This is a genomic window from uncultured Pelagimonas sp. (assembly GCF_947498515.1).
GTDB lineage: Bacteria > Pseudomonadota > Alphaproteobacteria > Rhodobacterales > Rhodobacteraceae > Pelagimonas.
Window position 1 is genome coordinate 229,615 of the sequence record NZ_CANMKO010000007.1, and the last position, 15,317, is coordinate 244,931.

General features: G+C 55.5%; 17 protein-coding genes. 10 read left to right on the top strand and 7 right to left on the bottom strand.

The genetic code is table 11. The features are described from left to right. Nucleotides 1-19 precede the first annotated feature (19 nt). From Q1A43_RS14790 to Q1A43_RS14805, 4 genes are read left to right on the top strand one after another with little or no spacing between them, the layout of a single operon-like run. Entirely contained in the window at nucleotides 20-733 is a 714-nt protein-coding gene (locus Q1A43_RS14790) for a ComF family protein (RefSeq protein WP_299936407.1), read from the top strand. A 38-nt stretch (nucleotides 734-771) separates the two neighbouring features. Continuing rightward, on the top strand, nucleotides 772-1,029 hold the full coding sequence (gene grxC / locus Q1A43_RS14795; protein ID WP_299921909.1) for a glutaredoxin 3: 258 nt from the start codon (nucleotides 772-774) through the stop codon (nucleotides 1,027-1,029). Continuing rightward, nucleotides 1,029-1,862, top strand: a complete 834-nt coding sequence (locus tag Q1A43_RS14800; protein WP_299936410.1) for a carbon-nitrogen hydrolase family protein — start codon at nucleotides 1,029-1,031, stop codon at nucleotides 1,860-1,862. The genes grxC and Q1A43_RS14800 overlap by 1 nt, the downstream gene beginning before the upstream one ends. Next, nucleotides 1,859-2,317, top strand: a complete 459-nt coding sequence (locus Q1A43_RS14805; RefSeq protein ID WP_299921913.1) for a MarR family transcriptional regulator — start codon at nucleotides 1,859-1,861, stop codon at nucleotides 2,315-2,317. The genes Q1A43_RS14800 and Q1A43_RS14805 overlap by 4 nt, the downstream gene beginning before the upstream one ends. 12 nt (nucleotides 2,318-2,329) lie before the next feature. Here Q1A43_RS14805 and Q1A43_RS14810 read toward each other — a convergent pair whose 3' ends face one another. Together Q1A43_RS14810 and ubiG are read right to left on the bottom strand one after the other, a co-directional pair. Then, nucleotides 2,330-2,647 carry a YciI family protein gene (locus tag Q1A43_RS14810; protein WP_299921915.1) on the bottom strand — a complete coding sequence of 106 codons (318 nt, stop codon included), beginning with the start codon at nucleotides 2,645-2,647 and terminating at the stop codon, nucleotides 2,330-2,332. 16 nt (nucleotides 2,648-2,663) lie between these two features. Continuing rightward, nucleotides 2,664-3,413, bottom strand: a complete 750-nt coding sequence (gene ubiG, locus Q1A43_RS14815; RefSeq protein WP_299936413.1) for a bifunctional 2-polyprenyl-6-hydroxyphenol methylase/3-demethylubiquinol 3-O-methyltransferase UbiG — start codon at nucleotides 3,411-3,413, stop codon at nucleotides 2,664-2,666. 35 nt (nucleotides 3,414-3,448) lie between these two features. On the opposite strand from ubiG, the gene pip reads away from it, so the two are divergent. From pip to Q1A43_RS14840, 5 genes are all read left to right on the top strand, one after another. Beyond that, nucleotides 3,449-4,426, top strand: coding sequence for a prolyl aminopeptidase (gene pip, locus Q1A43_RS14820; protein WP_299936416.1), 978 nt, complete (start codon nucleotides 3,449-3,451; stop codon nucleotides 4,424-4,426). A 102-nt stretch (nucleotides 4,427-4,528) separates the two neighbouring features. Next, the gene (locus Q1A43_RS14825) at nucleotides 4,529-5,524 is read left to right on the top strand and encodes an ABC transporter permease (protein WP_299921921.1); all 996 of its coding nucleotides are present in this window, start codon (nucleotides 4,529-4,531) and stop codon (nucleotides 5,522-5,524) included. Next, entirely contained in the window at nucleotides 5,521-6,717 is a 1,197-nt protein-coding gene (locus Q1A43_RS14830; RefSeq protein ID WP_299921923.1) for an ABC transporter permease, read from the top strand. Before Q1A43_RS14825 ends, Q1A43_RS14830 begins: the two co-directional genes overlap by 4 nt. 4 nt (nucleotides 6,718-6,721) lie before the next feature. Then, nucleotides 6,722-8,392 carry an ABC transporter ATP-binding protein gene (locus Q1A43_RS14835; protein WP_299921925.1) on the top strand — a complete coding sequence of 557 codons (1,671 nt, stop codon included), beginning with the start codon at nucleotides 6,722-6,724 and terminating at the stop codon, nucleotides 8,390-8,392. A gap of 70 nt (nucleotides 8,393-8,462) precedes the next feature. After that, entirely contained in the window at nucleotides 8,463-10,004 is a 1,542-nt protein-coding gene (locus tag Q1A43_RS14840; RefSeq protein WP_299921927.1) for an ABC transporter substrate-binding protein, read from the top strand. A gap of 75 nt (nucleotides 10,005-10,079) precedes the next feature. Here Q1A43_RS14840 and Q1A43_RS14845 read toward each other — a convergent pair whose 3' ends face one another. From Q1A43_RS14845 to hslV, 4 genes are all read right to left on the bottom strand, one after another. Continuing rightward, a complete protein-coding gene (locus Q1A43_RS14845; protein WP_299936418.1) occupies nucleotides 10,080-10,757 on the bottom strand; it encodes a D-lyxose/D-mannose family sugar isomerase in 678 nt (225 codons plus the stop codon). A gap of 162 nt (nucleotides 10,758-10,919) precedes the next feature. Further along, nucleotides 10,920-12,227, bottom strand: coding sequence for an ATP-dependent protease ATPase subunit HslU (hslU, locus tag Q1A43_RS14850; protein ID WP_299936420.1), 1,308 nt, complete (start codon nucleotides 12,225-12,227; stop codon nucleotides 10,920-10,922). After that, on the bottom strand, nucleotides 12,224-13,258 hold the full coding sequence (locus Q1A43_RS14855; RefSeq protein WP_299936423.1) for an aldo/keto reductase: 1,035 nt from the start codon (nucleotides 13,256-13,258) through the stop codon (nucleotides 12,224-12,226). Before Q1A43_RS14855 ends, hslU begins: the two co-directional genes overlap by 4 nt. After that, nucleotides 13,255-13,812 carry an ATP-dependent protease subunit HslV gene (gene hslV, locus Q1A43_RS14860; RefSeq protein WP_299921934.1) on the bottom strand — a complete coding sequence of 186 codons (558 nt, stop codon included), beginning with the start codon at nucleotides 13,810-13,812 and terminating at the stop codon, nucleotides 13,255-13,257. Before hslV ends, Q1A43_RS14855 begins: the two co-directional genes overlap by 4 nt. 93 nt (nucleotides 13,813-13,905) lie before the next feature. Between hslV and Q1A43_RS14865 the strand changes: the two genes are divergently transcribed. After that, nucleotides 13,906-14,868, top strand: coding sequence for a phosphotransferase (locus tag Q1A43_RS14865; protein ID WP_299936425.1), 963 nt, complete (start codon nucleotides 13,906-13,908; stop codon nucleotides 14,866-14,868). A 108-nt stretch (nucleotides 14,869-14,976) separates the two neighbouring features. Here the strand turns inward: Q1A43_RS14865 and trxA are convergent, their stop codons facing one another. After that, entirely contained in the window at nucleotides 14,977-15,297 is a 321-nt protein-coding gene (gene trxA / locus Q1A43_RS14870; protein WP_299921938.1) for a thioredoxin, read from the bottom strand. Nucleotides 15,298-15,317 lie beyond the last annotated feature (20 nt).

Below are 15,317 nucleotides of genomic sequence, written 5' to 3' on the forward strand. Positions count from 1 at the left end.
TAGAATGTGGGCGACCGGGATGCAAACCCTAGTGCAATTGATGTACCCGCCGCGGTGCTTGTCCTGTGGCGGTTTGGTCGAAACGGATTTCGGATTGTGTAGCGCGTGTTGGCGCGACACACCGTTTATTGCCGGGCTTAGCTGTGACCAATGCGGCGTTCCGCTTCCGGGACAATCGGACCGGATAGAACATTGCGATGAATGCTTGACCGTTGAGCGCCCGTGGTCGCGTGGACGCGCCGCGATTGAATACAAAGACAAGGGGCGGCGCTTGGTTTTGGCGTTCAAACACGGGGATCGTCAGGATATTGCCAAACCCGCCGCCAAATGGATGGCGCGGGTCACACGGGATTTGGTTCAGGACGACATGATTATTGTCCCGGTGCCTTTGCATCTTCATCGACATTTGTCGCGTCGATACAACCAATCGGCGCTTTTGGCCGAAGCTTTGGCCCACGAGTTGGACCTTGATTGGTGTCCAGATGCGCTTCAACGTCCACGCCCAACCCCAACCCTTGACGGAAAATCGCCGTCAGAGCGGTTTGAAACGGTATCCGGGCGTATCACCGTTTCGGCGGATCGTGAGGAATTGCTACGTGATCGACCGGTCTTAATTGTCGATGATGTGCTGACTTCGGGGGCCACGTTGTCCGCCGCATCCGAGGCCTGTTGGGCGGCTGGTGCCTCTCAGGTTTTCGTGAGCGTTATGGCACGCGTTGCCAAAGGACCCTAACTGCCCTTAGAACATGCACACAGTTCTAAGGAATGCCCATGCAATCTGTCGAAATCTACACATCGCCGCTTTGCGGTTTTTGCCACGCGGCCAAACGTCTTTTGAAAAAGAAAGGCGTGTCGTTTTCCGAAGTTGATATTTTGGTCGAATCACATCGCCGTTCGGAAATGATGGATCGTGCCGGTGGCCGTCACACTGTTCCGCAAATCTTTATTGGCGACACCCATGTGGGTGGCTGCGATGATCTCTATGAGCTTGAACAAGCGGGCAAGCTTGATCGGCTGCTGGAGGGATAATGCGCGTCGCCATCTTGCAGATGAGTTCGTCGGATGATCCCGAAGAGAACATGACAAACGTCCGCGCCATGTTGCGCGCGGCCAAGGATCAGGGGGCAGAGTTCGCTTTGACCCCTGAGGTCACCAATGTCCTTAGCTTTTCGCGCCAGCGACAAGAGGCGGTTGTGGTGTCCGAAGCCGAGGATGTTGTTCTGCAAGCAATGCGGGATGAAGCGAAGGATCTGGGGATGTGGGTGTTGGCCGGGTCATTGGCTCTGCGCTCCAATCCGCCGGAAACGCGTTTCGCCAATCGCTCTGTTTTGATTGATCCTCATGGGGGCATTTCGGCCCGCTACGACAAGATCCACATGTTTGATGTGCAGGTCAGCGCCGAGGAAACCTACCGTGAATCCGCTGGATTTGCCCCCGGTGATCGCGCGGTATTGGCGCGGACCGACATCGGAAACATTGGGCTAACCATCTGTTACGATGTGCGTTTTGGTTATCTTCACCGTGAGTTGGCCAAGGCGGGTGCCCAGATCATCACCGCCCCGGCGGCGTTTTCACCCGGCACCGGCCCGGCGCATTGGCAGCCACTACTGCAAGCCCGCGCAATTGAAACCGGCTGCTACGTGCTGGCTCCGGCGCAAACTGGGCAACACAAGGCGTCGATGGGCAAATCCCGGTCGACTTATGGTCATTCCTTGGTCGTTTCGCCTTGGGGCGAGGTTTTGTTGGACGCCGGGACCGAACCGGGCGTGTATTGCGTTGATATTGATTTGGACAAGGTTGACGAGGCCCGGCGCAAGGTGCCCTCTTTGACCCATGATCGTACATTTGAGGCCCTAAAATGAGCAGTTCCGAAGGCGCATTGGCAATTTCCCTGATCAGCGAGCTTTTGACCGCTGATCAGTTGTTGCGCGCGCGTTTGGGCAAGGTGCTGCCCAATAAAATGGAACTCTCGCACTTCTCTGTGCTCAACCTATTGACCCGCGGCGGCGAAAAAACCCCGGCGCAATTGGCGCGGGCCTTTCACTTGACCCGTGGGGCCATGACCAACACATTGGGTAAGCTTGAGATTGCCGGTTACGTCCATATTCGGCCCGATTGGGACGATGCGCGACGCAAGCTGGTCTCGATAAGTCCGGCAGGCCGATCCGCCCGTGACGCCGCGCTTGCCGCGATTGTGCCGATGCTCGACACGATGATGAGCGAGCTGGGCGAAGACAAGGTGCGCGCCGCTTTGCCGGTGCTGCGCGAATTGCGCTTGCGTCTGGACGAAGACGAAAAAGGTGACAAGGTCGGGTGACCCGCCAACCTTCTACTTCAAAATATCCGCCACATTGGCCGCCTTGAACTCAGTGATCTGAAGCGCCACAACACCGGCGATGGTAAAGGGATCTTGTGCCATCAGGGCTTCGATCTCGGAGCGTTCCGCGCCAATGGCGATGATCATCCCACCGGTGCGCGGCACCTTGGCCCCCGAGGCCAAAAACCGCCCCTCGGCATAACCTTTGGCGATAAACGCCATATGGGCGTCTATATGCGGATCGACCTCGCTCAGGGGGACATTATAGGTAATGTCGATGGCAAAGAGATTGTGACCCTCAGGGATAACAGGCTCGGGGTTAACAGACATAGGCAGGCCTTTTGCGTTACGCAGGTTTGATCGCGGCGGTGACATAGTTCACCGAAAGATCCCGATCCGAGATGCTCCAGCGCCACGTTACCGGGTTAAAGACGTACCCTTTGCGATCGACCGGCGTCAAACCCGCCTTGCTGATTAGGTCATATAGTTCATCCGGTGTGATGAATTTCTGCCATTCATGGGTGCCTTTGGGGAGCCAGCGCATCACATATTCCGCCCCGACAATCGCCACGGCAAAGCTTTTGGGATTGCGGTTGATGGTGGAACACAAATGTAACCCGCCGGGTTTCAGTAACTGTTGGCAGGCGGTTAGATAGGCTTGCGGATCGGCGACATGTTCGACCACTTCCATGTTGATCACCACGTCAAATTGCTCACCCGCGGCGGCCATATCTTCGGCGGTGGTGTGGCGATAATCAATGTCCAACCCGGATTGACGGGCGTGGGTTTGAGCGACGGGAATATTGCCACCGGCGGCGTCCACCCCAATCACGGTGGCCCCAAGCCGCGCCATGGGTTCGCACAGCAACCCGCCGCCACAGCCGATATCGAGAATGCGCAGCCCGTCAAAGGGATGATTGGCCGTGACATCACGGTCAAATTCTCCCGCAATCTGAGTGGTGATGTAATCAAGCCGCACAGGATTCATCATGTGCAAGGGTTTGAACTTGCCATGCGGGTCCCACCATTCGGCGGACATTGCCTCGAATTTGGCAACTTCGGATGCATCAACGGTGGTCACCATAACTTTCCCCATGGTCTTTTCCCTGCGCTGCACAATATAGTTGGGTTATGGACAAGTTCACGGGCCAAAAGCGCGCAGTGCAGTATCTTTATCCCCCGCTCGACCCCTTTGATCAGCGTATGATGGAGGTTGGTGACGGGCACCAGATTTATGTTGAGCAAAGCGGCAACCCCGATGGTGTGCCGGTTATTGTCTTGCATGGCGGGCCCGGAGGCGGGTGTAGCCCGGCGATGCGGCGCTATTTTGACCCGAATGTTTATCGTGTTGTTCTGTTTGATCAGCGCGGTTGTGGTAAATCGCGCCCGCATGCCAGCGTCAAAGACAATACGACTTGGCATCTTGTGGCCGATATCGAACGCATCCGCGATGCTCTGGATATCGAAGACTTCATCGTTTTTGGCGGAAGTTGGGGCGCAACTCTTGCGCTGATCTACGCCATTAGCCACCCGGACCGGGTGTCTCACCTCGTTTTGCGCGGCGTGTTCTTGTCGTCGCAAGCCGAACTTGATTGGTTTTATGGCGGCGGCGCGGGTCAGTTTTGGCCAGAGCCGTGGGCACGTTTCCGGGATATGATCCCAGAAGACGAGCGCGGTGACATGATTACCGCCTACCACAAACGTTTATTTAGCGGTGATCTTGGTCAGGAAATCAGGTTTGCGCAAGCTTGGTCGGTTTGGGAAAACGCGCTGGCGTCGGTTTATTCAAATGGCCAAGGGGGTGAGCCGCCCGGTGATTATGCCCGCGCCTTTGCCCGGCTTGAGAACCACTATTTCGTCAACAAAGGCTTCCTTGAAAATGACGGCTGGATTCTGAATAATATCAGTAATATCAAGCATATACCCGGTATTATTGTTCAGGGGCGCTATGACATGATCTGTCCGCCACAACGCGCATGGGAATTGGCCAAAGCTTGGCCAGAAGCCGATTTGCGGATGATTCGTAATGCCGGTCATGCCCTGTCAGAACCCGGAATCAGCAGCGAACTTGTCTCGGCGATGGACCGGATTGCGGCGCAGCTGAATTAACTGTCTGACGGTTTTCCGACATTTAGGTTCGCTTTTGAACCCTTTACATGAGACACCTAGTCGCTAACCTAATTTTACACGAAAAAAACACCGACAGGGATCTTGAACTCAGTTCTAAAAATCATAGCGCAGCGCCTAGCTTTAGGCTTGTTGACGCTCTTCATCGTTTCGATAGTTATCTTCGCAGCGGTGAACTTGCTACCGGGGGATTTTGCACAGGCTATTCTAGGCCAAGGTGCAACGCCTGAGGCGGTTGAGGCGATCCGGACGGATCTTGGCCTCGATCAACACCCGGTGAAACGGTACATGCAATGGTTGGGGGGCGCACTTCAGGGCGACCTAGGCAACTCATTCGCACAGGCGAACTTTGCCAGCTTCGTAGGGGACGATAGCGGCGTTCGCACATCAGTTGCGCAGCAAATCGCGCCAAGATTTGCCAATACGATGTTCCTTGCGGGGGTCACAGCCGCGATTGCTGTTCCTTTTGCCGTGACTTTGGGCATTTTGGCCGCGCTCTACCGGAACTCGGTATTCGACCGTGCGACCAACATCTTGACGCTTAGCTCGATCTCTTCGCCGGAATTCTTTTTGGCCTATGTTTTGATCTTGTTCCTCGCAGTTTTGAACCCGTGGCTGCCGTCTTTGTCCAATATCTATGACGGTATGGCCTTTAGCGAACGGCTTGAGAAAACCTTACTTCCGGCTTTGACACTAACGCTTGTTGTGACCGCACATATGATGCGGATGACACGTGCGGCGATCATCAACTTGCTGGCCTCGCCTTATATCGAGATGGCGCGCCTTAAGGGGATCAACCCAATGCGGGTGATTGTGAGACATGCGCTGCCAAATGCGCTTGCTCCGATCATCAACGTGATCGCGTTGAACCTTGCCTATCTGATCACCGGCGTTGTCGTTGTCGAGGTGGTGTTTGTTTATCCCGGTATTGGTCAGCTGTTCGTTGATAGCGTGAAAATCCGCGATATTCCGGTTGTTCAGGCCTGCTGTCTGATCTTTGCAGCGGCGTATATCTTGCTGAACCTGACAGCTGATATTCTTTCGATCGTTTCTAACCCACGTCTGAGGCATCCGAAATGAGCGGTTTGATGACAATATTGATCGCGCTGGCCGTGATCGCTGCTCTTGGCTATGCGTTCCGCTTGGCCGGGCAGAAACTCACCAACAACGCGCCCATGTTCCGCGACATGCCCTATGCGGTGGCCTTTGGTTACATGCTGGGGCTTGCGGTCATCCTTTGGGCCGTCTGGACCTATATCAAAGCGCAATTCCTTCTTCCCGAAGCGGAGGCGAACAAATACTTCTACTTTGTTGTCGCCATCCACGCCTTCATCATTTTTTCGGTTGCGGCTTGGGTGTTCCGGGTTTTTGGGCGCGCGGTTGGAACGGCTGGAACACGCAAATTGTTCCGCCAAATGCCGCTAACGGCGTCCTTTGGGGTGTTGGTGATCCTTGTCTACGCAATCTTGGCGATTTTTGCCGGGGTCTTGGCCCCGCATGGTCAGGAAGAAGTGTTTGCGCAGGCCAACGTTGTTCCGGGTGGCAATCCGGCGCTGGGCGGCGACCCTGCCTTTCCTTTGGGCACTGACCAAATCGGCCGAGATATCCTGTCCCGTCTGATATATGGCGCGCAAAACACTGTGGGCATTGCCTTTGTCACCACGTTGATAGCGTTCTTTGTTGGCGGAAGCCTCGGGTTTCTGGCGGCAACGCTGCGTGGCTGGCTGGATCAGTTCCTAAGCCGTACGGTTGACGTGTTGATGGCGATTCCGGCTCTGATCTTTGCGCTTTTGCTGATCACTGTGGCGTCTGCATGGGTGACCGGCTGGGGTTTGACCGTTGCGATGGTTTTGATCATGGCCTTGATCGATAGCACTCGGGTGTTCCGATTGGCGCGTGCCGTCGGCATGAACATTGTGGTGATGGATTACATCGAAGCGGCAAAGCTGCGCGGTGAAAACCTGTCCTACATCGTGTTCCGTGAAATTCTACCCAATGCCACCGCGCCTTTGCTGGCGGAATTTGGTCTGCGCTTTTGCTTTGTCTTCCTAACGATTTCTTCGCTGAGCTTCCTCGGTGTGGGTATTCAGCCGCCGCTGGCGGATTGGGGGACCATGGTCAAAGATATGTCATCCTTTATCAACTACGCCGCCTTTGCGCCGCAGGTTTCCGCCGCGCCGCTCTTGGCCGCCAGTGCGATTGCGCTGCTGACGGTTGCGGTGAACTTTGTTGTCGATTGGATGCTGCATCGCAGCTCAGGGCTAAAGGAATAATCTCATGAGCAATGATGCATTCAAAGACGCGGAAACCCTTGTCGAAATGAAGGGAATCTGGATGGAGGGCCGATCCGATGAGGATTGGCACCCCATTATCAACGGTGTTGATCTGACCCTTCGCAAGGGCGAAGTCCTTGGCTTGATTGGTGAATCCGGGGCGGGAAAATCCACCCTTGGGTTGGCCTCGATGGGGTTTTGCCGCGACGGCGTCCGGATTTCCAAAGGGTCGGTCATGTTTGACGGGATCGATCTTTTGGCGGCCTCTTCCGAGGAAAAACGCCAATTGCTCGGCAAGCGGATCGCTTATGTGGCCCAATCCGCTGCAGCGAGCTTTAACCCGGCCCATCGTCTAATCGATCAGCACACAGAAGCCCCGATCCAACACGGCGTCATGTCTAAAGACGAGAGCGAAGCCGACGGGATGGAGCTTTATCGCAAGCTGCGTCTGCCCAACCCGGATGAAATCGGCTTTCGTTACCCGCATCAGGTCTCCGGCGGTCAGCTTCAGCGCGCTATGACGGCTATGGCCATGGCCTGTCGTCCTGATCTGATCATCTTTGACGAACCGACCACCGCGCTTGACGTGACCACTCAGATCGAGGTTTTGGCCTCGATCCGTGAGATCGTCGAGGAGTTCGACACCGCCGCGATCTACATTACCCACGACCTTGCAGTTGTGGCTCAGATGGCCGACACGATCAAAGTGCTGCTCAAAGGGGACGAGGTCGAAGAGGCCGAAACCCGCGAAATGCTATCCCATCCAACGCAGGACTATACCAAAAGCCTGTGGGCGGTGCGTGAATTCCAACGGCCTCAAAAGCCGGCGGTTATCACCGGATCAACGCCGGTTATTTCGGTCAAAAACGTCACCGCCGCCTATGGCAAGATCGACGTGTTGCATGACGTTAGCTTTGACATCCACGAAGGTCGCACAGTCGCTGTTGTGGGCGAATCCGGCTCGGGTAAATCGACCACAGCGCGCTGTATCACCGGGCTTTTGCCGCCGCGGATCGGCTCGATTGAGCTTGATGGAAACCCTCTGCCGCTGGATTATCGCAAGCGCGATCGATCCCAGTTGCAGAAGATTCAGATGATTTACCAAATGGCGGATACGGCGCTTAACCCGCGTCAAACCGTTGGGGACATCATTGGCCGTCCTGTTGAATTTTACACCGGCCTGACGGGCAAAGCGCGGCGCAAGCGTGTCGAAGAGCTGATGGATCAGATCGAGCTGCCAGCCTCGCAATTCATCGACCGCCTGCCATCGGAAATGTCGGGTGGTCAAAAACAGCGGGTCGGTATCGCCCGGTCATTGGCGGCGGAACCTGAGTTCATTATCTGTGATGAGGTCACCTCGGCCTTGGATCAGCTGGTGGCCGAAGGTATTTTGCGGCTCTTGGCGGATTTGCAGGACAAGCTTAACCTAAGTTACATGTTCATCACTCACGATCTTGCAACGGTAAAATCCATTGCAGATGAAGTGGTTGTGATGAAAGATGGTGATGTCATTGAGCAGGGGCCCAAGACGGAAATGTTTACGCCTCCGCATCATGCCTATACGGATCTTTTGCTAAGCTCGGTGCCCGAAATGGACCCGGATTGGCTGACAAATCTGCTCAAAGAACGCGGAGTTGATAACATCGGCGACGCGGCAGTTGGTAAGATAACATAAGAATCACCCATAAACGGGTGCAAGAATGGGCGGGGGACACACCGCCAATGAACAACAAGGGAGACGACACATGAACAACATTAGCAGACGCGGCCTTTTGGCCTCGGGTGCCGCAGCGGGCGTATTGGCCGCAACAGGCATGCCGGTTCGCGCTCAGCAAAAAGGCGGCACCTTGCGCCTTGGTCTTGCAGGCGCCAACACATCCGACAGCTGGGACGCACGGACGCATTCCGATAGCTTCATGATCATGGCGGCGCATGGTGCGGTGTTTGATACACTGACCGAAGTTGCCGCCAATGGTGAACTGGTTGGCGAACTGGCTGAAAGCTGGGAAGCCACCCCAGACGCCAAAACTTGGACGTTCAAGCTCAAGACCGGCGTGACCTTCCACAACGGCAAAGCATTCGGCGCGGATGACGTTATCGAATCGCTAAACATGCACGTCGCAGAAGGCGCGAAATCGGCGGCCAAACCGATCGTTTCCGCCATCACCGAGATGAAAAAGCTGGGTGAACACGAAGTTCAGATGACGCTCAAAGCCGGCAACGCCGACTTCCCGTTCCTGCTTTCTGACTACCACATCTGTATGTATCCAGCGGGTCAGGTCGAAGAAGCGGTCGCCAAAGGTATCGGCACAGGCATGTACAAGGTCGAGGCGTTCGACCCCGGTGTTCGCGCGATGCTGAGCCGTGTTGATGGCCACTACAAAGATGGCAAAGCTGGCTGGTTTGACAGTGTTGAACTGATTGCGATCAACGACGCTTCGGCTCGTATGAACGCTCTGATGACAGGTCAGGTTGACGCGGTCAACCGCGTTGATTTCAAAACGGAATCGCTTCTCAAAGCCAACCCAATGGTCAACGTGTTTGAGGTGACGGGTAACCAACACTACACATTCCCAATGCTGACCGGGCTGTCGCCATTTGATAACCTCAAGGTTCGTCAGGCTCTCAAGCATTCGATCAACCGTCAGGAAATGGTAAACAAGGTTCTTCAAGGCCACGGTGCTGTTGCGAACGACATTCCAATCGGTCCCGCAAACCAGTATTTCGCCAGCGATCTTGAACTGAACGAATACGATCCCGACAAGGCCAAAGGTCTTATCAAAGAGGCCGGCCTAGACGGTCTTCAGGTAGATCTGTCTGCTTCTGACGCGGCCTTTGCTGGTGCTGTTGATGCGGCGCTGCTGTACCAAGCGTCTGCCAAGTCGGCGGGCATTGATATCAACGTTGTTCAGGAACCTGCCGATGGTTACTGGTCTAATGTTTGGCTCAAGAAAGCTTGGTGTGCGTGCTACTGGTCCGGTCGTGCGACCGAGGATTGGATGTTCTCGACCGCCTATGAAACAGGTGTGCCCTGGAACGATACCGGTTGGGAAAACGCCCGCTTCCAGGAGCTGCTGCTAAGTGCACGTGCCGAACTGGATAGTGCTAAGCGTAAAGATCAGTATCACGAGATGCAGATGCTGATGTCGAAAGAAGGCGGAACAGTTATCCCGATGTACGCCAACTATGTTGACGCGCATTCGAACAAGCTGACCAACTCGGGCACCATCGGTAACGTCTTCCAGATGGACAGCTCGCGGATGATCGAACGATGGTGGTTCGCGTAAACTTTTTGCCAATGAACAAAAGAAAGCCCCGTCAATTTGGCGGGGCTTTTTGTTTGTTTGGTTAGAACGCTTTGGCTAAAGGTGCGTGTCGTAATCCGACACAAGCAAGTGCAGTGGAGCTTCGTCTTCGTCGATATTGGAGAACCGGCCAATAGGCTGTTCAAAGATATTGTCGGTCAGATCGTCATTCACCGTCGAAACCTCACCAATCAAAACATCACCATCTTCGCCCCAAAATGCGTGCCACGTATTGGGGAAAAGCGTCACTGATTCACCGGGATCCAGCTTAAGCAAACCGCCTGCGTCCAGTTTGCGCATCATGCCATCGACCATGACATTTACATCCGCGCTGCGGTCAATGTTGCCATCGCTGTCGGCGCTGAAAAGCTCCAGCACAAGCTTGCCACCACCGCGATTGATGATGTCTTCGACCTTCACGTCATGGCGATGCATTGGGCTCAGTTGCTTTTCGCGGGAGATCATGATCTTCTCGGCATAAAGCATGGCCGACTTCTGCCCCAAATCTTTGTTCAACCCATTGCGGGTGGTGAACAAAAACAGGCCCATTTCATCAAATTTCTCGGCACCATAATCGGTGATGTCCCAGCCCATACGGCGTGCTTTAATTTGATCGTGTTCGGTCGATTTCAATCCCTCTGGGGAGAGGTATGCAAAAGGCGGCATCACATAGCCAAAGGAGCGAATGAAGGCGTCGCCTTCGCGTAGGATTTCATTGATACGGGAACGTTTCATCAGAGCCTCTCAGCAAAATGTTTGCGCCAACATAGCAAAGGAAGGCGCTTGGGCCAGAGCCAAGATGCCTCCAGAGGGAGTTTATTTGGCAAGATGAAAACGGGGGTGCCATTTCATCTTGCTCGTTGGACTCCGGGGGTATGGGGGGATTACCCCCCATTATTAGAGGACGTAGCGGCTGAGGTCTGTTGATTGGGTCAACTCACCCAAGTGCTTTTCAACGAAAGCTTCGTCAACGGTGACCTCTGTTCCGGCTTGGTCCGGTGCCTCAAAACTCAACTCCTCAAACACCCGTTCAAGCACGGTGTACAACCGCCGTGCCCCGATGTTTTCAACCGATTGGTTCACATCGGCGGCGATTTTGGCAAGCGCCTTGATCCCACCTTCGGTAAAGCTCACCGTGACCTCTTCGGTCGCCATAAGCGCCGTATATTGCAGGGTCAGCGCATTGTCGGTTTCTGTCAGAATGCGAACGAAATCTTCTTCGGTGAGCGCCCGCAGGTTCACGCGGATCGGCAAACGACCCTGAAGTTCAGGCAGCAAATCCGACGGTTTGGCGATGTGGAAGGCGCCCGAAGCGATGAACAGAATGTGGTCGGTTTTGACCGCCCCATGTTTGGTGCTGACGGTTGTGCCTTCGATCAAAGGCAGCAAATCGCGTTGTACCCCTTCGCGGGACACATCCCCACCTCGCGCCTCTTGGCGGGCGGCGACTTTGTCGATCTCATCCAAAAAGACGATACCGTTCTGCTCAACCGCTTCAAGTGCGGCGGTCTTGATCTGTTCGTCGTCCAAAAGTTTGTCGGCTTCTTCGGCGATCAAAATCTCATAACTCGCGGCGACGGTCATTTTCTTGCGGGTTGTGCGCCCGCCCATGGCTTTGCCAAAGAGATCGCCAAGGTTCATCATCCCCATGCCACCGCCGGGTTGGCCGGGAATATCCATCATCGGGAACGGCGATGCCGTATCGGCAAGGTCGAGCTCGATTTCGGTATTGTCCAACTCCCCGGTTTTCAACTTGCGACGGAACATATCGCGGGTGGCGTCGCGTGCGTCTTTCCCGGCAATGGCCTCGATCACGCGCTCTTCGGCGGCCTCATGGGCGCGGGCCTTGACGTCTTCGCGCATGTACTCGCGCACCTGAATGATGGCGGCATCCACCAGATCGCGAATGATCTGTTCGACATCGCGGCCGACATAGCCCACTTCGGTAAATTTGGTGGCCTCCACCTTGATGAACGGAGCTTTGGCCAGCTTGGCCAAGCGGCGACTGATCTCGGTTTTACCTACGCCAGTGGGGCCAATCATCAGGATATTTTTCGGATAAACTTCGTCGCGAAGGTCATCCGACAGTTGCTTGCGGCGCCAACGGTTGCGCAGCGCGACGGCAACGGCGCGTTTGGCGTCTGATTGACCAATAATGAAACGGTCGAGTTCCGAGACAATCTCGCGGGGGGTCATATCGGTCATGACAGGGCCTTCGTATAAATTTCATCAGTCATCATATCGTCGAACCATTCGGGGTAACGACGGGTCGGGGCGGCGGCGGTGTCAATGGCGGCCATCTGGTCAGCATCTAGCGCGATGCCACTTGCGGCCAGGGAGGCCTCTAGTTGGCTTTGCTTGCTAGCCCCAACAATCACCGTGTGATCGCGACGCTTGTGCAATATCCACGCCAGCGCGACCTGCGCTGGGGTGGCATCATGTGCCTTGGCCGCGTCACGCAAAGCCGCAAGAGCAACCTCGGCTTGATCGCGCGAGATTTGCAGGAAATCCCCCTCGGCCAAGCGGCCTTCGGTATCATCAAGCTTGTTGAGATCATATTTACCGGTCAACAAACCACCAGCAAGCGGCGACCACGCCATCAATCCAAGGCCAAGCTCAGCGCCCATGCGCAACACATCCACTTCGATGTCGCGGGCGACGGCATTGTAAAGGTACTGACCGGTGACAAACTGGTCAAACCCATTGGCACGCTGCATCTCGACCGCTTGCGCAACCTTCCACGCGGGCCAGTTCGACACGCCGATATAGCGCACTTTACCAGCGTCGATAACGCGTTGCAGGGTGCTTAGCGTTTCTTCAAGCGGGGTGGTGAAATCGGTTTTGTGCAGCACCAAAAGGTCGATCCAATCGGTGTCGAGGCGCGTCAAACACCCGTTAACCGACGACAAAATGTGACCCCGCGATAGCCCGGCATCGGTCATGCGCTCGCTTTGGCGAAAGCCAAGCTTGGTGCAAATCACCGCGTCGTTCCGCTTTCCCTTGAGCGTTTTGCCAAGGATATCCTCGGCCTCACCATTGGAATACCCGTCGGCGGTGTCAAAGAAGTTCACGCCGGCTTCTAGCGCTGTATCAACCATGCGCTGGGCGTCGTTCAAACCGGTCTTGGCAACGCCGGGAATCCAATCGGACCCGTGGGTGAATGTCATCGTCCCAAGCGCAAGGCGCGACACGACAAGCCCGGATTTACCAAGGCGCGTATAGCTCATGTCGCTCATGCTTTGATGCTTTCGACAGTCAGCCTACCGTTGGTGTAAACGCAAATGTCGGCGGCAATGGCCATGGATTGGCGCGCGACCTCTTCGGCTGATTTGTCGGTGTCCATCATCGCGCGGGCGGCGGCGAGGGCAAAGTTGCCGCCCGACCCGATCGCCGCAACATCATGTTCTGGTTCCAACACATCCCCGGCACCGGTGATCACCAAAAGATGGCTGCCGTCGGTGACAATCAGCATGGCTTCGAGCTTTTGCAGATACTTGTCGGTGCGCCAATCTTTGGCCAACTCAACCGAGGCCCGCTGCAATTGCCCCGGTGTGGCCTCTAGTTTGACTTCGAGCCGTTCAAGCAAAGTAAAGGCATCGGCGGTTGATCCGGCAAAGCCGCACACAACGTCATAGCCACCGGGGCTTAGGCGGCGGACTTTGCGGGCGGTGCCCTTGATCACGGTTTGGCCAAGGCTAACCTGACCGTCACCTGCAATCACAACCTGCCCATCTTTGCGCACACCGACAATCGTGGTGCCGTGCCATCCGGGAAATTCGCTCTCTGCCATTCTAAATTCCTTTCCTGTGACGCCCATATGGGGGCTGGACATATCCCCAGCAAGGCGCCCCATTGGGGATAGCGGAACGTTCGGGGAATTGGAATGGATCAGCTGAGCAAACAGGCGATGCAGATATGGCCGGGGTTGGCCAAGCAAATAGGAATGGCGCGTGGGGCGTTGCGGGTTGAACCGCTCGCTCAGCGTGAAGATGACCGCGTGACGATGGTCGTGCTGAAACTCGTTGATCCCGCTGGTCGGCCTTTGGTGCTAAAGCAGCAAATGCGGCCCGTGGATGCGCAGGGGTTTGCAGAAGCCATGCAGGGCCATATGGGGGCCTATGAAGCGTTTCCAGAGGGTGTGCCTGAGCTATTGGCCGTAGATTTCGATGCCCAAGCCTGTGTCATGGAGTTTGTCAGCGGAACGCCTTTGGCCACGGTGCTAGAAGGAGTTCCGATTGAGGCCCAGGCCGGGATCATGCGGCAAGTCGGGGTTTGGTTGGGTGAATTCCATCGCGCGACTTTGGGCGAAACACGGGTGTTTCAACCCAAATACACCCTTGGCTATCTGCGTGAGGTGAGTGACGAGGTTCGAACTGGCAAGCGCAAGGTCACGGATACCCGGCGGTTTTTGGCCTGTGCGGATACGTTGTGTGGTCGTCAGGCCTTGTTTGAGGGTCGAAAAACCAAAGCGGCGCAGACCCATGGCGATTTGCACATGCGCAATGTGATGATGGGCGAACAGGTCAAAGGGATCGATTTTTCCGCCGGTCGTGTTGTCCCTGTTGGCCATGACATTGGCAGATTGTTGTCGGATTACGCGATCCTACGCGCCCCCCATGATGACATCCGCCCCGGCGAGGTTCTTCCGATTACGGTGCGAGATGCGTTTTTTGATGGCTATGGATTGGTAGGCCCCGAAGATCCGTCGGTCCAGTTGTTGGTTCGGCATCGGATTTTAGCGGAATGGTGGGGATTGCCAGATCAACCAGAGAGCCGCAGCGTCGCGCAGGAACTGCGTTGGCAGGGGATATCATCACTGGTTGAACGCGTATTTCCCGGGCGCTAGGGCCAGCGCCTTTTGGTGGCCAAAGTCACCCCGAAATGTATTTGACGGGGTGAAAGCACAAAAAAGGCCCCGCTTAAAAGCGAGGCCTGAATTCTTTGGTCAAAAGCCTTAGATGCTTTCGTTGATCCAGCTTTGCAGCGCGGCCTTAGGGGCGGCACCGGCGCGGTTGGAAATCGGTGCGCCATCTTTGAAGATGAACAGCGCCGGAATACCGCGCACGCCCATAGCGGCAGCGGTGTTTGGGTTACTGTCTACGTCAACTTTGACGATTTTGACTTTGTCGCCATATTCGGCAGACAGCTCTTCCAATGCGGGGCCGATCTGCTTGCAAGGGCCACACCATTCAGCCCAGAAATCGACTACTACTGGGACATCGGAATTTTTGACTTCTGCGTCAAAGGTGGCGTCGGTGACAGCGACGGTGGCCATGGGTCTCTCCTTGGATTTAG

Coding starts and splice junctions, on each gene's coding strand:
- hslV (WP_299921934.1), bottom strand. CDS start 13,812: ATGGCAGAGAGCGAATTTCCCGGATGGCACGGCACCACGATTGTCGGT.
- ubiG (WP_299936413.1), bottom strand. CDS start 3,413: ATGGGGAAAGTTATGGTGACCACCGTTGATGCATCCGAAGTTGCCAAA.
- Q1A43_RS14855 (WP_299936423.1), bottom strand. CDS start 13,258: ATGAGCGACATGAGCTATACGCGCCTTGGTAAATCCGGGCTTGTCGTG.
- Q1A43_RS14790 (WP_299936407.1), top strand. CDS start 20: ATGCAAACCCTAGTGCAATTGATGTACCCGCCGCGGTGCTTGTCCTGT.
- Q1A43_RS14845 (WP_299936418.1), bottom strand. CDS start 10,757: ATGAAACGTTCCCGTATCAATGAAATCCTACGCGAAGGCGACGCCTTC.
- trxA (WP_299921938.1), bottom strand. CDS start 15,297: ATGGCCACCGTCGCTGTCACCGACGCCACCTTTGACGCAGAAGTCAAA.
- Q1A43_RS14835 (WP_299921925.1), top strand. CDS start 6,722: ATGAGCAATGATGCATTCAAAGACGCGGAAACCCTTGTCGAAATGAAG.
- Q1A43_RS14840 (WP_299921927.1), top strand. CDS start 8,463: ATGAACAACATTAGCAGACGCGGCCTTTTGGCCTCGGGTGCCGCAGCG.
- Q1A43_RS14805 (WP_299921913.1), top strand. CDS start 1,859: ATGAGCAGTTCCGAAGGCGCATTGGCAATTTCCCTGATCAGCGAGCTT.
- hslU (WP_299936420.1), bottom strand. CDS start 12,227: ATGACCGATATGACCCCCCGCGAGATTGTCTCGGAACTCGACCGTTTC.
- Q1A43_RS14830 (WP_299921923.1), top strand. CDS start 5,521: ATGAGCGGTTTGATGACAATATTGATCGCGCTGGCCGTGATCGCTGCT.
- Q1A43_RS14800 (WP_299936410.1), top strand. CDS start 1,029: ATGCGCGTCGCCATCTTGCAGATGAGTTCGTCGGATGATCCCGAAGAG.
- grxC (WP_299921909.1), top strand. CDS start 772: ATGCAATCTGTCGAAATCTACACATCGCCGCTTTGCGGTTTTTGCCAC.
- Q1A43_RS14865 (WP_299936425.1), top strand. CDS start 13,906: ATGGATCAGCTGAGCAAACAGGCGATGCAGATATGGCCGGGGTTGGCC.
- pip (WP_299936416.1), top strand. CDS start 3,449: ATGGACAAGTTCACGGGCCAAAAGCGCGCAGTGCAGTATCTTTATCCC.
- Q1A43_RS14810 (WP_299921915.1), bottom strand. CDS start 2,647: ATGTCTGTTAACCCCGAGCCTGTTATCCCTGAGGGTCACAATCTCTTT.